Origin of the sequence: Nonomuraea sp. NPDC059007 (assembly GCF_042740555.1) — a bacterium.
In the GTDB taxonomy this organism is placed as follows: Bacteria; Actinomycetota; Actinomycetes; order Streptosporangiales; family Streptosporangiaceae; genus Nonomuraea.
Genome location: NZ_JBHYJD010000005.1, coordinates 283350 through 298030, shown reverse-complemented (window position 1 = coordinate 298030; position 14681 = coordinate 283350). Strand labels below are relative to the sequence as shown.

Here is a 14681-nt window from a genome sequence, read left to right as displayed (position 1 = left end):
ATTTGTCGGACAATGACCGCTTCCTCCGCTCAACGCCTCGCCACCTGGCTGATCGCGGTGATCTCCGTCGGCTACCCGATGCTCGGGCTGATCTACCTGAGCTCGGGCCGGCTGGACGTCACCCTGCTCGTGCTCGCCTCGCTCGCCGGCTGCTGGATCCCCCACGTCCTCAACATGCGGGCCGCGCTCAGGGGCGCGCGGCCCCCGCTGTTCCCGCTGACGGTCGTGGTCCAGGCCGTGGCGACCTATCTGCCCGACCCGTTCCTGCCGAGCGGCTGGTCGGGGGTGACCGCGCAGCTGCTCGCCGGCACGCTCCTGCTGTACCTGCCGCTGTGGGCGGCCGGTCCGCTGCTCGCGCTCATGACGGTGGTGCAGGCGGGCGGCATCATGGTCACGCTGAACATCCCCGTCGTCGCCGCCCTCTACGCGGTGACGATCCCGATCAGCGGCATCATCGTGTACGTGGTCGTCCGCCTGGTCGCCGTCAGCCGCGAACTGGAGTCCGCCCGCGCCGGGCTGGCCGAGGCGGCCGTGCTGAAGGAACGGCTGCGCATCTCGCGCGACCTGCACGACGGTCTCGGCCGCAGCCTCACCGCGATCGCGCTGAAGGGCGATCTGGCCGCCCGTCTCATGGACCGCGATCCCGGTACGGCCCGCACCGAGGTCGGCGACCTGGTGAAGGTGGCCAGGGAGGCGGCCCAGGACGTACGGCAGGTGGCCCGCGGGTACCGGGAGCTGACGCTGCGGGGCGAGACGCAACGGGCCGCTTCGCTGCTGGAGGCGTCCGGGGTGAGCGTGCAGGTCAACCTCGCCGACGCCGTGCCGCCCCGGGCGTCGGAGGAGGCGCTGGCCTGGGCCGTACGCGAGGGCGTCACCAACGTCCTGCGCCACAGCGCCGCCACGACCTGCACCATCACCACGGCGGCCCAGACGGGCCGGCTGCGCCTGGAGATCGTCAACGACGGCGCGCCCGGCACGCCCCGCGAAGACGGCAGCGGGCTGACGGGCCTGGCCGAGCGCGCCGGGCAGGCGGGCGGCAGCGTCGCCGCGCACGCGGACGGCGGCGCGTTCCGGCTGGTCGTGGAGGTGCCGGCGTGATCAGGGTGCTGCTGGCGGAAGACATGCTCATGATCCGTGCGGCGCTCTCGGCGCTGCTGCGGCTGGAGCCCGACCTCGCGGTGGTGTCCGAGGTGACGCGCGGGGACGAGATCGTGCCCGCCGCGCTGGAACACCGTCCCGACGTCGCGATCGTCGACATCGACCTGCCCGTCGTGGACGGCATCACGGCCGCCGCCGAACTGCGCGAACGGCTGCCGCAGTGCCGCATTCTCGTGCTGACCGCGCTCGGCCGGCCGGGTCAGGTGCGCAGGGCGCTGGCGGCGGGGATCACCGCGTTCCTGGTGAAGGACGCGCCGGGGGAGCGGCTGGCCGACGCGGTCCGCCGTACGCACGCGGGGCTGCGGGTGCTGGACCCCGAGCTGGTGAGCTCGGCCATGGAGTACGGCGAGAGCCCCCTTAGCCAGCGTGAGACCACGGTCCTGCGGGAGGCGGCCCAGGGGGTGAGCGCGGAGGAGACGGCCGGGCGGCTGCATCTGTCGCCGGGCACGGTACGCAACTATCTGACCTCGGCCATCACCAAGACCGGGGCGCGGAACAAGATCGACGCGGTGCGGATCGCCGAGGATGCCGGGTGGTTGTGAACCACTTGGCCGGTGCACGGGCCTCGTGGCGGCGGGGAGTGTGTCCGACGTGAGAAGCGCCCGATGACCGGGGGCCGCTCACGTCGGCGGGAGGCGGGTTGGGGGCGGGAGCCGTAGGGGATGGGCCGGGTTTGTCAGGGACGGCTCGGACGTCGGCGCGGGAGCCGTCGGGGGACGGCTCGGACGTCGGCGGGGGAGCCGTCATGAGGACGGTTCGGACGTCGGCGCGGGAGCTGTCAGAGGATGGCTCAGACGTCGGTGACGCGCAGGCCGGCGTGGGCCTTGTAGCGGCGGTTGATGGAGATCAGGTTCGCGGTGAACGCCTCGACCTGGTGGGCGTTGCGCAGGCGGCCGCCGTAGACGCCGCGCACGCCCGGGATGACCGCCGCCAGCGCCTGGACGGTGTCGGTGGCCTCGCGGTCCTCGCCCAGGACCAGCACGTCCAGGTCGACCTTCTCCACGGTCTCGTCCAGGAGCAGCACGGCCGAGACGTGGTGGAAGGCGGCCACCACGCGGCTGTCCGGCAGCACGGCGGCGGCCTGCTGGGCGGCGCTGCCCTCCTCGACGGGCAGTGCGTAGGCGCCCTGCTTGTCGAAGCCGAGTGGGTTGACGCAATCAATCACGATTTTTCCGGACAACTCGGTGCGGAGGGATTCCAGCAGCTCCTTGTGGCCGTCCCAGGGGACCGCGACGATCACCACGTCCGCCTGGGCGGCCACCTCGGCGTTGCCCGCGCCCCGCGCGCCGATGGGCTCGGCCGCCTGCTGTGCCCGTTCCGCACTGCGTGACCCGATGAGGACGGTGTGCCCGGCCAGCACGAACCGCCGCGCCAGCCCCTTGCCCTGGTCTCCGGTGCCGCCCAGGATGCCGATCGAAAGCCCGCTCACGTCTGTCATGGCTCAGATCATGCCAGCCCGGCCGCCGGGAGCCGCCTCCAGGTACCGCCCTGCGGAACTGCGGACGCCAGATGGACGCTAGGTGTAGGTGTGCTCGGCGGACGGGAACGCGCCCGACACCACCTCGTCCGAGAACGCGCGGGCGGCGCGGTCGAGGTCGGCGGCCAGCGTGCCGTAGGCCTTAACGAACTTGGCCGGATGCTCCGTCAGTCCCATCATGTCCTGCCATACCAGGACCTGGGCGTCAGTGGCGGCACCCGCGCCGATGCCGATCGTCGGGATGGACAGCGACGTCGTGACCCGCTCGGCCAGTTCGGCGGGCACGCATTCGAGCACCACCGCGAACGCGCCGGCCCGTTCGAGGTCCTTGGCGTCGGCCATGAGCTCGTCGCCCGACTGGCCGCGCCCCTGGACGCGGTAGCCGCCGAGCGCGTTGACCGACTGCGGGGTCAGCCCGAGGTGCCCCATCACCGGAACCCCCGCCGACACCAGCAGCTCCACCTGGGGCAGCACGCGGCGCCCGCCCTCCAGCTTGATCGCGTGCGCGCCCGCCTCCTTCATGAAGCGGGCCGAGGTCTCCAGGGCCTGCGCCGGCGAGCCCTGGTAGGAACCGAACGGCAGGTCGGCGACGACCAGCGCGCGCGAGGACCCGCGCACCACCGCCGCCGTCAGCGGCAGCAGGTCGTCGACGGTGACGGGCAGGGTGGAGTCGTAGCCGTAGACGACCATGGCCGCCGAGTCGCCGACCAGCAGCACCGGCACCCCGGCCCGGTCGAACGCGCGGGCGGTCATCGCGTCGTACGCGGTGAGCATGGGCCACTTCTCGCCCCGCTCCTTGGCCTGGGCCAGATCGCGGACGGTGACGCGGCGGCCCGTGACGCCGCCATACAGAGAGGACATGGAACAACCCTCCTGAACAAAGCCTCGAGTCGCCCCAGTGGCGTACCCGGACACCATCGATGATGCCTCACCCGGGCGGAAAGTGTCAGTGCGACCCGTCACAATAGGGGCTGGAGGTAAGTAACAATCATGGCGATCGAGCCTTACCGGCGCCTGCTGCGGCTGCCCGGTGTCCGGAACCTGCTGCTGATCGGGCTGTTCGCCCGTGTCCCGTCCACGGCGACGGGCATGGCGCTGACCCTGCACGTGGCATACTCCCTCGACCTCGGATTCGCCAAGGCCGGCCTGGTCACGATGGCCAGCACGGTCGGCATGGCGGTGGGCTCGCCGCTGTCGGGACGCTTCGTCGACAGGTACGGCCTGCGCCCCGTCCTCATCACCACCACCCTCGCCCAGGCGGTGTTCTGGGCCACCGCGTGGGCGCTGCCGTTCCCCGTGCTGGCGGTCGCGGCGGCGGTGGCCGGGCTGCTGGCGCTGCCGGTGTTCAGCGTGATCAGGCAGTGCCTGGCCGCCCTGGTGCCGCCGGAGCAGCGCCGGATGGGTTTCTCGCTCGACTCGATGCTGGTCGAGCTGGCGTACATGGCCGGGCCCGCCCTGGCCGTCGCGGGCGTCACGACGCTCGGCAGCACGTGGACGATGACGGTCGTCGCCGTCGGCCTGGTCGGCTCCGGCACCGCCCTGATCGTGCTCAACCCGCCCACCCGCTCGGCCGAGGAACTGCTGGTCGACCAGGTCCGGGTGCCGCGGCGCCAGTGGCTGACGCCCGCGTTCGTGGCGCTGCTGGGCACGACCGCCGCGGCCACGTTCATCCTCACCGCCTCCGAGCTCGCGATGGTGGCCACGATGAAGAACGCCGGCCACGTCGGCTGGGTGGGCCTGGCGGTGGCGATCTGGTGCTTCTACTCGCTGGCCGGCGGCTTCGTCTACGGCGGCCTGTCGCGGGGCTTCTCGCCGCTGCTCCTGATCGGGCTGATGGGCGCGCTGACGATCCCGGTCGGGCTGGTCGGCGGCGACTGGCGCCTGCTGCTGCTCGCCCTGGTCCCGGCGGGCGTCCTGTGCGCGCCCGCCCTGTCCAGCACCGTCGACACGGCCAGCCGCTGGGTCCCGGCCGCGGCCAGGGGCGAGGCGATGGGCTTCCACGGCACCGCGCTGCTGATCGGGGGCGCGTCGTCCGCGCCGATCGCGGGTGCCCTCATCGACGGGTACGGCCCCGCCTGGGCGTTCGTCGCCGCCGGTCTGGTGGGCGTGGTCATGGTGCTGATCGCCCTCCCGCTGTGGCGGCGCCGCCCGGCCGCCTTCGCCCCCGCCCCGGTCCGCGAGGAGACGGTCGCCACGACCCTCACCTCTGCTCCGTCCATCGCGGGCGAGCGTCTACCGTAGAGCGGGACATCTCGCGAGAGGGGTACGGCGGTGCGGCTCGGCAACCTGGAGCGCTCGGTCATGGAGGCACTCTGGGCGCACCCGGAGGGGATCCTGGCCCAGGACCTCGCCGCCACGCTGCCCTCCTCACCCGCCGTGACGACCGTGCTGACCGTGCTGGTACGCCTGTCGCGCAAGGGACTGGCGACCAGGGAACGGGCGGGCCGGGCGCATCTGTACCGCGCGGCGGCGGGCAAGGACGCCTTCGTGGCCGAGGCCATGCGGGAGGCGCTCGACGAGGCCGGTGACGTGGAGGCGGCGGTGAGCCGGTTCGTGGGCGCGGTGTCACCGGAGGTGGCGGCCGCCCTCCGGGCCGCACTGGTGGACCGCCCCGACCTGACGGCGACCAGGGAAGCCGACCGCGGCGATACGGACAGGGGCGGCGGGTCGTGACGTTCTGGCTGGTCGTGGCCGGGATGGCGCTTCTGCCCGCGGTGTTCGGCGGGCGGGTGGCCGCGGCGCTGGCCGGGGCGGAGTGGGCGCGCCGGCATCCCCGGGCGGCGTTGGTGCTCTGGCAGGCGATCGGGCTGGCCGGTGGGCTGGGGGCCGTGGGGGTGGGGCTGGTCGCGGCGGTCGCCCCGCTGGCGGCGGCCTTTCCGCATGGGATGCACACGTTCGGGCATCAGGTGGTCGACGGGCGCGGCCTGGACGGGCTCGGTCCCGGTCATCACCTGGCGCTGGCCTGGTCGGCCGCGCTGATCGCCTGGCTCGTGGCGCACACGGCCCGCACCGTCGTCAGGACCGTGGCCGGGCAGCGCCGTCAGCGCACGCTCGTGGACATCCTGGCCGACCGGGTCGACGAGCGTGAGGTGGGCCTCGGCCTGCCGGCCGGCCGCGAGGTGTACGTGCTGCCGGGCGCCGCGCCGGTGGCCTACTGCGTGCCCGGGTGGCGGTCCCGGGTGGTGCTGAGCCGCGGGGCGCTCGATCTGCTGGACCCCGCCGAGCTCCGGGCGGTGCTCGCGCACGAGCGGGCCCACGCGCGGGGCCGGCACGACCTGTTCCTGATGCCGTTCGCGGCGCTGGCCGCCGCCTTTCCGTGGCTGCCGGTGGTGAAGGCGGCGCGGCGGGCCGTACCGGTGCTGCTGGAGATGCTCGCCGACGACCGGGCGCGGCGGGTGAGCGGCGATCGTACGCTGGCCCGCGCGATCGTGCTCATGGCCGTCCCGAAGGGGCCCGAGGGTGCGTTCCGGCTGGCCGACGAGGGCGTCGCGCAGCGCGTGGAACGCCTGCTCGGCACGTCGCGTGGCCGGAGGTGGATCCCGGCCGCGGTGTACACCGCCGCGCTGGTCCTGATGAGCGGCCCGGTGGCGGTGCTGGTCGCCCCGGTGGCCTGCGGCGCCTTCTGGCCCGGCTGAGCCCGATGTTCGCCTGACCGCCGGACCGACCACTGCCCTCATCTTCTACGCTAGGTAGAAATACAACTTTCTACGCGACGTAGAAACTCCAGGGAGGCCACGTGTCGGACGAGCAGGATCGGGCTCAGGCGCGCCGCGCCAAGGTCGAGGCCATGCGCGAGGAAGACGACCGCCTGCGCGCCAGAAAGCGCAACACCGCCTTCGTCCTGACCGCCATCGCCGTCTTCGCGGTCGTGGTCGCCGCCGTCCTGGTGGTCAGCAGGTCCGGCGGGGAGGCGCCGGCCGCACAGGCCCAGGTGGTACGCGCCGACAGCCACCGCCTCCAGACCGCCCCGGACGGCAAGGTCACGCTGGTGGAGTTCCTGGACTTCGAGTGCGAGGCCTGCGGCGCCGCATTCCCGGTGATCGAGCAACTGCGCAAGGAGTACCAGGGCAAGGTCACCTTCGTCGCCCGCTACTTCCCGATCGCCAGCCACTTCAACGCCGAGCGCGCCGCGCGGGCGGTCGAGGCCGCGGCCCGGCAGGGCCGCTTCGACGCCATGTACCAGCGCATGTACCAGACGCAGAAGCAGTGGGCGGAGAAGCAGACCCCGGCCGACAAGCTGTTCAGGGAGTTCGCGCAGAGCATGGGCCTGGACATGGCCGCCTGGGACAAGGCCTACGCCGCCGAGGACACGCTGGCCCGCATCAACAAGGACGTCGCCGACGGGCAGGCGCTCGGCGTCGAGGGCACCCCGACGTTCTTCCTGAACGGCCAGAAGCTCCAGCCCAAGTCCACCGACGACATCAAGGCGGCCATCGATGCGGCTCTCGCCAAGTGAGCGGCGGGCGGAGCCGTTCCCGCGGCTGCTGCCGTACCTGCTGCTGATCGGCGGCGGGATCGGGCTGGTCGCCGCGTTCGTGCTGGCGGTCGAGAAGATCGCGCTGCTGAATAACCCCGAGTACGTCCCGAGCTGCAGCATCAACCCGGTCCTTTCGTGCGGCTCGATCATGTCCACGCCGCAGGCGGAGCTGTTCGGCTTCCCCAACCCGCTGCTGGGCGTGGCCGGGTTCGCGATCGTCACGACCACCGGCGCCGCGCTGCTGGCCGGGGCGGTGCCGAAACGGTGGTTCTGGGCGGGGCTGCAGATCGGGGTCACCGCGGGCGTCGTGTTCGTGCACTGGCTGATCTACCAGAGCCTCTACGTGATCGGCGCGCTCTGCCCGTACTGCATGGTCGTGTGGGCGGTGACGATCCCGGTCTTCCTCTACGTCACGCTCAGGAACCTCGCCCGCCCCTTCGCCCGCAACCACGTGATCGTGCTGACGCTGTGGTACCTGGCCGTCCTCGCGCTGATCACCATCCGTTTCTGGACATACTGGAGCAGCCTGGTCTAGGTGGACCCGGTGACCTCAGGACAGCTCAGCGTTTCCCGCCCGGAGGTGCTTCTTGCCGATCAACTGCTCCTGGAGCCGGGATCTTGGGCGGGTGTGTCGAGGCGTAGCGCGAGGTAGGCGCGCAGCATCGCCTTGGTCTCGGCGATCAGGTGCGGCTCGTCGTGGTGGGCGCGCAGCAGCGCGTCCGCCGCCTCCACCGCGACGAGCAGCACGCCGCTGTCACAAACCAGCCCAGCCTGTACGGCCAGCACCTCCGCCAGCGCCTCGGCCACCTCCGCGTTCGCCCCGAAGTCGACCACCGCGAACCCCGGCACCGTCCGCTTCATCTCCAGGTACTCGTCGACCACGGCCTCCACCAGCGGCTCCCAGTGCGTGATCCCGCGCCCGCGCACCCGGCGCACGAACGCGGCCAGGTTCCGCGCCGCCAGCGCGTCGGCCAGTTCCCGCTTGTCGCGGAAGTACCGGTAGACCGAGCCGATCGGCAGCCCGGTCACCGCCGCGACCCGGCGGGTGCTGAGCCCTTCGTACCCGCTCTCGTCGAGCAGCCGGGCGGCGGCGTCGAGGATGCGCTCGACCCGCTCGGCGCTGCGCCGCTGGACCGGTGCCCGCCTCATGCGGCCAGCAGCAGGGTCAGGCCGCCGATGGTGTAGCAGATCATGAGCACGAACATCGGGATCTGGCCGGCGACCGCCCGCGCGGGCGGCAGCAGGCGTACCGACCGGTCGTGTGCGGCCACCACGCCGGCCACGTGCCCGATGACGATGGCCAGCACCTGCACCGCGGCGATCGTCGCCGGGCTCACCGCCTCCAGATCCACCTCGGCCCTCAGCCCCAGCGCCAGCACGAACGCCCGCTGCCCCTCGATCACCAGCAGCGAGAAGTAGTGGGCGACCAGGTAGCCGACGGCGATGGGCACCAGCGAGTGCGCGAACCTGGGCGCCAGCCCGCGCGCGCCGCCGATGCGCCCGGCCAGCCACAGGCAGCCCGCGTACAGGGCCGCCACCAGCACGATCGCCCCCACCAGCCCCGCCGTGCCCAGCACGAGCCGGCCCGGCGTACCCGACTGCAGTGCGTCCACCCAGACCGGCGCGCCGGAGAACCCGTCGTACCCGGTGCTCCCCAGCAGCACGCACACGGTCGCGACCAGCCCCGGGGCCGGCCGGACGGCGTCCAGCCCGTCGAACGGATTGCGCAGCACCAGCCGCCCGTCACCCCGCCGGCCGAACGGGGCGAGATGCCCGATCAGCGTTGAATACACCTCGAAGGCCTCGCCTCGGGCCAGCCACGCGTGGCCGTACCGGAGCGTGGCGAGGATGTGCGCGCCGCCGTACACGAGCAGAAAGACCAGCAGCGTGTACGGCGCGGCGGGCTCCGGCGAGACGAGCTCCACCCACGTGAACGCGAGCAGACCGGCGGCGGCCGGCCAGTACCCGAGCCGTGGGGGCAGCGGGCGGCGCGCGCGGTCCGGCAGCAGCCGCAACGGGCTCAGCACCCGCCACACCGGCCCGAACACCAGCGAAGCCGGCATCAGGCCCACCCAGAAGATCACATAGACGAGATGCGGCCCCGCGTTGCCCTCCTCGGGCCCCAGGACGAGCCACCCCACCGTGTACGCGACCACCAGAAGTGTGACCAAGCGCAACATCCGCGACATCGCGGGCAGACGCAGCGGCAACACGCGGCCCGCGACCTCACCGCGGAAACGCGAGTCCGGCCAGAGCAGCCCCAGCGCCAGGAACGACACCACCAGCGCCGCGAACGCCCCCGCATACGCGTAGAACAGCGGGATCGGCAGATCACCCCGGCTGCCGACCCCGTGCGCCAGAATCCCGCTCACTTCACCGCCAGCTGGGTGAGCACCAGCTTGTTCTCATGCGTCTCCACCTGGAACACCCCGGCCACGTCCGCCGTGAACCGCACCGTGACCGCCTTGCCCGCCAGCAACTCCGCCTCGACGTCGTAGCCGTGCACGTGGACCTCGTCGGAGACATCGCTGGTCACGGTGATGGCGACCCGCTGGCCCTTCCTGATCTCCACCCACCCCGACGGCGGGCTGACCTTTCCTTGCGCGATCGTGATCGGCACCACGACCTCGCCGTCGACCGTACGGGGCGGCGCGGTGGCCACCTCGTGGCTGTTGCCGGGCCGATGGTGCGTATCGGACAACTGCCCGCACCCCGCCACCAGCACGACCGCCACCAGCAGCCACCTCACCCGACCACCCCCCGCTCTCCGGTACGGCGGCGCGGCGCCAGCACCACCACCGCCCACAGCACCCAGACCCCGGTGAGCAGCCCCCGCACCCAGCCGGGACCCAGCGGAATGAACGGAATCAGGTGAACCGCCCGATCAAAGGCATCGGCCGCGGTCAGTACCCCGAGCACCACCGTGAACCACCCGAACACCGGCCTGACCCGCCGTGCGACGGCACCCAGGCAGACCAGCCACCCCGCCACCCCGGCCAGCGCGACGGCGGTGAGCAGCGGCGAGTCGACGGAGGCGGCCACGACATCAAGCACCAGCCCAGCCACCCCAACCACCGTCCCCACCACAAGCCCCACCCCACGCGCCCTGCGGCCACCCACCAAGCCGGGACCACCCGCCTCTGCCGGACCCGCCCCGCCCGCAGCATCCGAGACCACCGCGCCCGAAGCGTTCCCCGCACCCAGAGCACCCTGATCCGCCACGTCTGCGGCATCGGCGGTCACCGCGCCCGGAGCGCCCGGTGCATCCGCGGCGCCCAGGGCGTCCGGGGCTGCCGTGACCCTCGGGTCTGCCACGATTGCCGGGTTCGCCGCCACCGCGGCGTCTGCCGTGATCGCTGGTTCGGCCGCCGCGGGGACCGTCACCTCGGCGGGCGCGCTCTTCCCCGGACCAGGTGTCTCGGGAGGCGGCATGGGGAGTGCCTGGGCTTCGTAGGCCGGCTTCTGTGAGGTCGCGTCGGTGGACTGCCGGGTGGCGGGCGGGCGGGCCGGGTTGCGGTACCAGAACAGTACGGCCAGCAACCCCAGCACCAACGACCCACCCAGCGCCAGCTGCGCCTCCACCTTCCCCAGCCCCGCCGCCCCGAACCAGTCGCACCCCGCGGGCAGCCGGGCGTCCTGGGCCGAGAAGTCCGAGCACAGGTACAGCTTGAGGATCTTCACCGGCTCCGCCACCCACCGATGCGACCCGCCCGACACCCCCGGCGCCGCAGCCGCGCACACCGGCAGCGCCTGCGGTGAGGACGCCCCGGTGTCGGCCTGGAAGCAGTTGCCCGTGCCCTGCCCGTCCCACCACACGTCGCGCCCGTTGGGACGGTGTTCGCCGGTCGGGCTGACGCCGAAGACGTTGCCCTCGTAGCGGTTGTGGTTGGAGGTGTCGGCCTGCTTGGCGAGCGACTCCTCGCCCCGGATGAACGCCGGCACCCCGAACAGGTGGAACGCGCTGCCGTCGTGGCCCCAGATCCGGTTGTTCTTGAAGACGTTGTAGTTGCCGCCCGCGACGAGGATGCCGGTGCCCGGTGGCACGCCGACCTGGGGGCAGACCACGCCCTTCTCGTAACCGCGTTCGGCGGGCGGTTTCGCGCAGGTGCCGTCGCGTGTGTACCGGTAGTAGTCGCGGTTGTTGTTGTAGATCTTGTTGTTCTCGAACTTCGCGTGGTTCTGCGGCAGTCCGGGGTGGTCGGGCCAGAGGCTGTCCATCGTGGCGCCGACCATGTTGTCGTAGAACTCGTTGTCGTGCACCCACATCGAGTCGCCCGCGGTGCCCGAGTAGCCGAGCGCGTTGTCGTGGCTCTTGCAGCGGCGGATCTCGATGGCGTAGCGGGGGACGTCGTGGCCCCGGCCGTCGTTGATGTTGGAGGCGCTGCCGGGGTAGAGGCCGCCGTCGCCGTTGCCGTAGGACTCGCAGTCGGTGTAGAGGCCGTGGTCGCTGGCGAAGGTGAGGAAGCCGTACTCGTCGTTCCAGCGGGTCAGCACCTTGTCGATGACGAAGCCATCGGTCTCCAGGACGTACAGGGAGTTGAAGGTGGTGCGCTGGGCGGTGAAGTTGCGGAAGTAGATGCCGTTCGTGCGGTCGGCGCGGATGGCGTTGAGCTTGCGGTACTCCGCGTCGATGACCACGTCCAGCGGCCCGGCGCCGGTGCCCTCGATCTGCAGGTCCTTCTTGCCGAGGATCGCGACGAGGTTCTGGTTGTGCGGGCAGGCCTGCTGTTGTTCGAAGGAGAGGATCTGGTAGCCCCAGTCGGACCAGCGGGCGGGGAGTTTCGCGCACGTGCCGGTGGGGGCGGCCCTGCTGGGCTCTTCCAGGTAGAGCCCGGGGAGGATGGCGATCGTCATGCCCGGTTTGTCGACCTTGTCGACGGCTTCCTGGAGGTTCCTGAAGCCCTTTTGCTGACATAACTCGTAGAGCTGGATATTTCGCTGCTTGAGGGCTGCGGGGAAGTTCTCGATGCGGCGGTCGAAGTCGGGCCGGTCACTCTTGCAGACCAGCAGATCGGGCTCGGCCTGCCGGTAGGCCGGGACACTGCCGCTGCCGTCCGGGAGCGTGACCTCGCGCTCCTCGTGGGCCAGTGCGGCGGCGGCGGGTAACAGGAGCCCTAATGTCAGGGCGCCTAAGGCCACGATCCTGCGCATGGGGGGCATGGCCGCGAGACTAGAACATTGCTCACGTTCTGCCCAGCCCCGGCGACGCCATTCCCCATCCCTCGTACCGCGCCATTCCCCGTCCCTCGTGCCGCGGGAGTCCCCATCCCTCGTACGGCGGGCCGCCCCGCCGTACGAGCAAGGGATGGTTCAGGGCGCGATCCCGGCCAGGACCTGATCGACGATGCCCTCGGCCAGTTCGGGCCCGCGCTCCGCGGTGTCGCCCCACTTGGTGAACCAGACCATCGTGCCGGTCAGGATGGCCATGGCCAGCTCGACCTCCAGCGTGGAGCGGAGCTCGCCGCTGGCCATGCCCCGCTCCAGGACCCGGCGCATCGCGGCCCGGCGTGGCTCGATCGCGATCTTCCTGAACTTCTCGAACAGGTGCGGATACCGGTCCGACTCGCTCAGCGCGATGTTCATCACACACCTGGTCCTGACATGTCCGGACTCGTCGCGCATCTGGTCGAGCAGCGTGACCAGGTCGTCGCGCACCGACTCGCCCGCCAGCGGCGGCACCGGCGCCTTCAGCGTGGCCAGCGCGTCGACCACGAGGTCCTCTTTGTTCGACCAGCGCCGGTAGATCGTCGTCTTGCCGACCCCGGCCCTGGCCGCGATCGCCTCGATCGACAGCTCGGAGATGCCCATGCCCTCGCCGATGAGGTCGAGGGTGGCCTCGAGAATGGCCTTCTCGGCCTTTTCGCTACGCGGCCGGCCCGCCGGACGGGCCGCCCCTGCATCCTGAATCGTCATCGCGGCCTCACACTACCGCTGGTTCCTTGTCGTCCACGGGCAGGACCGCCGTGGCCTTGCCCGGCATCCACTTGGCGACCACCCCGACGCCCACGAGGGCGATGACGGCCGAGACCAGTGCGGTCACGTGCATGCCGTCGATGAAGGCGGTGAAGGCGGGGCCGAGGATCGCCGGGTCGCCCTGCGCCGCGGCGACCGTGTTGGTGATGGATTCGCCGGCCGCGTGCCGTACCGCCTCGGGAAGGGCGGTCAGGGCCGGGGCCACCTCGCTGCGGTAGGCGGAGGACAGGACCGCGCCCAGGACGGCCACGCCGAGCGCGCCGGCGACCTGACGGACGGTGTTGCTCATCGCCGAGCCGACGCCCGCCTTCTCGCGGGGCAGCGCCTCCATGATCGCGGTCGTCGCGGGCGGCATGATGTTGGCCATCGCGGCACCCTGGATGAAGAAGACGATCTCGATGAGCACGATCGGGGTGTTCTGGTCGAACAGCGCGTAGCTGGCCAGGATCAGCGCGATGATCGACATGGCGACGGTCGAGGAGAGCTTGGCGCCGAAGCGTTCGTTGATCCGCTGGCTGAGCGGCGCGAAGATGAGCTGCGCGGCGGCGAACGGGATCATCATGGCCCCCGCCTGCAGCGCGCTGAACCCCAGCACGATCTGCAGGTAGAAGGTCAGGAAGAACATCCCGCCCATCATCGCGAAGAAGACGATGCCCATCATGCCGATGGCCGAGCTGAAGCGGACGTTGGAGAAGTTGCGGACGTCGAAGGCGGGGTGCTCGACGCGGCGCTCCCACCAGACGAAGGCGCCCAGCACGAGCAGGCCGAACAGCGTCGGCAGCAGGACCTCGGCGTTGACGACCGAGCCCAGCTCGCCGCCGCGGATGATGCCGTAGACGACCGCGACCAGACCGATGATCGACAGGATCACGCCCACCGGGTCGAGCTTGGAGGGCTTCGGGTCACGCGACTCGGGCACGATCGTGCCGATGAGGACCATGCTGATGACCACGATGGGCACGTTGATCAGGAAGACCGAGCCCCACCAGAAGTGCTCGATCAGCAGGCCGCCGGTGATGGGGCCGATCGCCACCGCCAGGCCGACGCCGCCGGCCCAGACGCCGATGGCCTTGCCGCGCTCGTGGGGCGGGAAGACGTTGGAGATGATGGCCAGCGTGGCCGGCATGATCGCCGCGCCGCCGATGCCCATGGCGGCCCTGGCCAGGATCAGCTGCGTCGGATCCTGGCTGTAGGCGGAGGCCAGGGAGGACAGCCCGAACAGCAGCATGCCGATGAACAACATCCTCTTGCGCCCGGTACGGTCACCGATGACGCCGAAGGTGAACAACAGACCGGCGAACACGAGGGTGTAGGAGTTGATCGCCCACTCCAGCTCGCTCTGGGTGGCGCCGAGTCCTTGGACCGGATCGGCGATCGTCTTCATCGCCACGTTCAGGATGGTGTTGTCGAGCACGACCGCCAGCAGGGCGAAGACGAGCACGCCAAGGATCGCCCATCTGCGGGGGTGTCCGTTGGTGGTTTCCATGGGGGAAGGGGTCCTTAATTTCGATACGGGAAAGTTTCGCAACGTCACCGTATCGCAAGAGATTCCGATACGCAACGGTCCCGTTTCGTAACGAAGCTCACAAAAAAGGG

General features: G+C 71.3%; 15 protein-coding genes. 7 read left to right on the top strand and 8 right to left on the bottom strand.

What is annotated here, in order from left to right; translation table 11 throughout:
- Positions 1-12: 12 nt before the first annotated feature.
- Both ACFWY5_RS10655 and ACFWY5_RS10650 read left to right on the top strand, forming a co-directional pair.
- On the top strand, positions 13-1098 hold the full coding sequence (locus tag ACFWY5_RS10655; protein WP_379631300.1) for a sensor histidine kinase: 1086 nt from the start codon (positions 13-15) through the stop codon (positions 1096-1098).
- On the top strand, positions 1095-1700 hold the full coding sequence (locus tag ACFWY5_RS10650) for a DNA-binding response regulator (protein ID WP_379611489.1): 606 nt from the start codon (positions 1095-1097) through the stop codon (positions 1698-1700). The genes ACFWY5_RS10655 and ACFWY5_RS10650 overlap by 4 nt, the downstream gene beginning before the upstream one ends.
- Positions 1701-1948: 248 nt before the next feature.
- Here the strand turns inward: ACFWY5_RS10650 and npdG are convergent, their stop codons facing one another.
- Both npdG and panB read right to left on the bottom strand, forming a co-directional pair.
- Positions 1949-2596 (bottom strand): NADPH-dependent F420 reductase, encoded by a 648-nt coding sequence (gene npdG, locus ACFWY5_RS10645; RefSeq protein WP_379611491.1) that lies wholly within the window; start codon positions 2594-2596, stop codon positions 1949-1951.
- Positions 2597-2674: 78 nt separating this feature from the next.
- Positions 2675-3496 carry a 3-methyl-2-oxobutanoate hydroxymethyltransferase gene (gene panB / locus ACFWY5_RS10640; protein WP_379631297.1) on the bottom strand — a complete coding sequence of 274 codons (822 nt, stop codon included), beginning with the start codon at positions 3494-3496 and terminating at the stop codon, positions 2675-2677.
- A 129-nt stretch (positions 3497-3625) separates the two neighbouring features.
- Here panB and ACFWY5_RS10635 point away from each other — a divergent pair, with 129 nt between their 5' ends.
- The 5 genes from ACFWY5_RS10635 (at position 3626) to ACFWY5_RS10615 (ending at position 7647) form a co-directional block, all read left to right on the top strand.
- Complete coding sequence (locus ACFWY5_RS10635; protein ID WP_379631295.1) at positions 3626-4876, top strand: MFS transporter; 1251 nt, start codon at positions 3626-3628, stop codon at positions 4874-4876.
- 30 nt (positions 4877-4906) lie between these two features.
- Complete coding sequence (locus tag ACFWY5_RS10630) at positions 4907-5308, top strand: BlaI/MecI/CopY family transcriptional regulator (protein ID WP_379631293.1); 402 nt, start codon at positions 4907-4909, stop codon at positions 5306-5308.
- Positions 5305-6270, top strand: a complete 966-nt coding sequence (locus ACFWY5_RS10625) for a M56 family metallopeptidase (RefSeq protein ID WP_379631291.1) — start codon at positions 5305-5307, stop codon at positions 6268-6270. Before ACFWY5_RS10630 ends, ACFWY5_RS10625 begins: the two co-directional genes overlap by 4 nt.
- 101 nt (positions 6271-6371) lie before the next feature.
- Positions 6372-7091, top strand: coding sequence for a DsbA family protein (locus ACFWY5_RS10620; protein ID WP_379611496.1), 720 nt, complete (start codon positions 6372-6374; stop codon positions 7089-7091).
- Positions 7072-7647, top strand: coding sequence for a vitamin K epoxide reductase family protein (locus ACFWY5_RS10615; protein ID WP_379631289.1), 576 nt, complete (start codon positions 7072-7074; stop codon positions 7645-7647). The genes ACFWY5_RS10620 and ACFWY5_RS10615 overlap by 20 nt, the downstream gene beginning before the upstream one ends.
- Positions 7648-7706: 59 nt before the next feature.
- Here ACFWY5_RS10615 and ACFWY5_RS10610 read toward each other — a convergent pair whose 3' ends face one another.
- The 6 genes from ACFWY5_RS10610 to ACFWY5_RS10585 form a co-directional block, all read right to left on the bottom strand.
- Positions 7707-8261 carry a TetR/AcrR family transcriptional regulator gene (locus tag ACFWY5_RS10610; RefSeq protein WP_379631287.1) on the bottom strand — a complete coding sequence of 185 codons (555 nt, stop codon included), beginning with the start codon at positions 8259-8261 and terminating at the stop codon, positions 7707-7709.
- On the bottom strand, positions 8258-9484 hold the full coding sequence (locus ACFWY5_RS10605) for a hypothetical protein (protein ID WP_379631285.1): 1227 nt from the start codon (positions 9482-9484) through the stop codon (positions 8258-8260). Before ACFWY5_RS10605 ends, ACFWY5_RS10610 begins: the two co-directional genes overlap by 4 nt.
- Positions 9481-9861, bottom strand: a complete 381-nt coding sequence (locus tag ACFWY5_RS10600; protein ID WP_379611500.1) for a hypothetical protein — start codon at positions 9859-9861, stop codon at positions 9481-9483. The genes ACFWY5_RS10605 and ACFWY5_RS10600 overlap by 4 nt, the downstream gene beginning before the upstream one ends.
- The gene (locus ACFWY5_RS10595) at positions 9858-12272 is read right to left on the bottom strand and encodes a right-handed parallel beta-helix repeat-containing protein (RefSeq protein ID WP_379631283.1); all 2415 of its coding nucleotides are present in this window, start codon (positions 12270-12272) and stop codon (positions 9858-9860) included. The genes ACFWY5_RS10600 and ACFWY5_RS10595 overlap by 4 nt, the downstream gene beginning before the upstream one ends.
- A 150-nt stretch (positions 12273-12422) precedes the next feature.
- Positions 12423-13025 (bottom strand): TetR/AcrR family transcriptional regulator, encoded by a 603-nt coding sequence (locus ACFWY5_RS10590; protein WP_379611502.1) that lies wholly within the window; start codon positions 13023-13025, stop codon positions 12423-12425.
- 7 nt (positions 13026-13032) lie between these two features.
- Positions 13033-14571, bottom strand: a complete 1539-nt coding sequence (locus tag ACFWY5_RS10585; protein ID WP_379631281.1) for an MFS transporter — start codon at positions 14569-14571, stop codon at positions 13033-13035.
- Positions 14572-14681: the final 110 nt, after the last annotated feature.

Coding starts and splice junctions, on each gene's coding strand:
- ACFWY5_RS10655 (WP_379631300.1), top strand. CDS start 13: ATGACCGCTTCCTCCGCTCAACGCCTCGCCACCTGGCTGATCGCGGTG.
- npdG (WP_379611491.1), bottom strand. CDS start 2,596: ATGACAGACGTGAGCGGGCTTTCGATCGGCATCCTGGGCGGCACCGGA.
- panB (WP_379631297.1), bottom strand. CDS start 3,496: ATGTCCTCTCTGTATGGCGGCGTCACGGGCCGCCGCGTCACCGTCCGC.
- ACFWY5_RS10635 (WP_379631295.1), top strand. CDS start 3,626: ATGGCGATCGAGCCTTACCGGCGCCTGCTGCGGCTGCCCGGTGTCCGG.
- ACFWY5_RS10615 (WP_379631289.1), top strand. CDS start 7,072: ATGCGGCTCTCGCCAAGTGAGCGGCGGGCGGAGCCGTTCCCGCGGCTG.
- ACFWY5_RS10610 (WP_379631287.1), bottom strand. CDS start 8,261: ATGAGGCGGGCACCGGTCCAGCGGCGCAGCGCCGAGCGGGTCGAGCGC.
- ACFWY5_RS10595 (WP_379631283.1), bottom strand. CDS start 12,272: ATGCCCCCCATGCGCAGGATCGTGGCCTTAGGCGCCCTGACATTAGGG.
- ACFWY5_RS10590 (WP_379611502.1), bottom strand. CDS start 13,025: ATGACGATTCAGGATGCAGGGGCGGCCCGTCCGGCGGGCCGGCCGCGT.
- ACFWY5_RS10585 (WP_379631281.1), bottom strand. CDS start 14,571: ATGGAAACCACCAACGGACACCCCCGCAGATGGGCGATCCTTGGCGTG.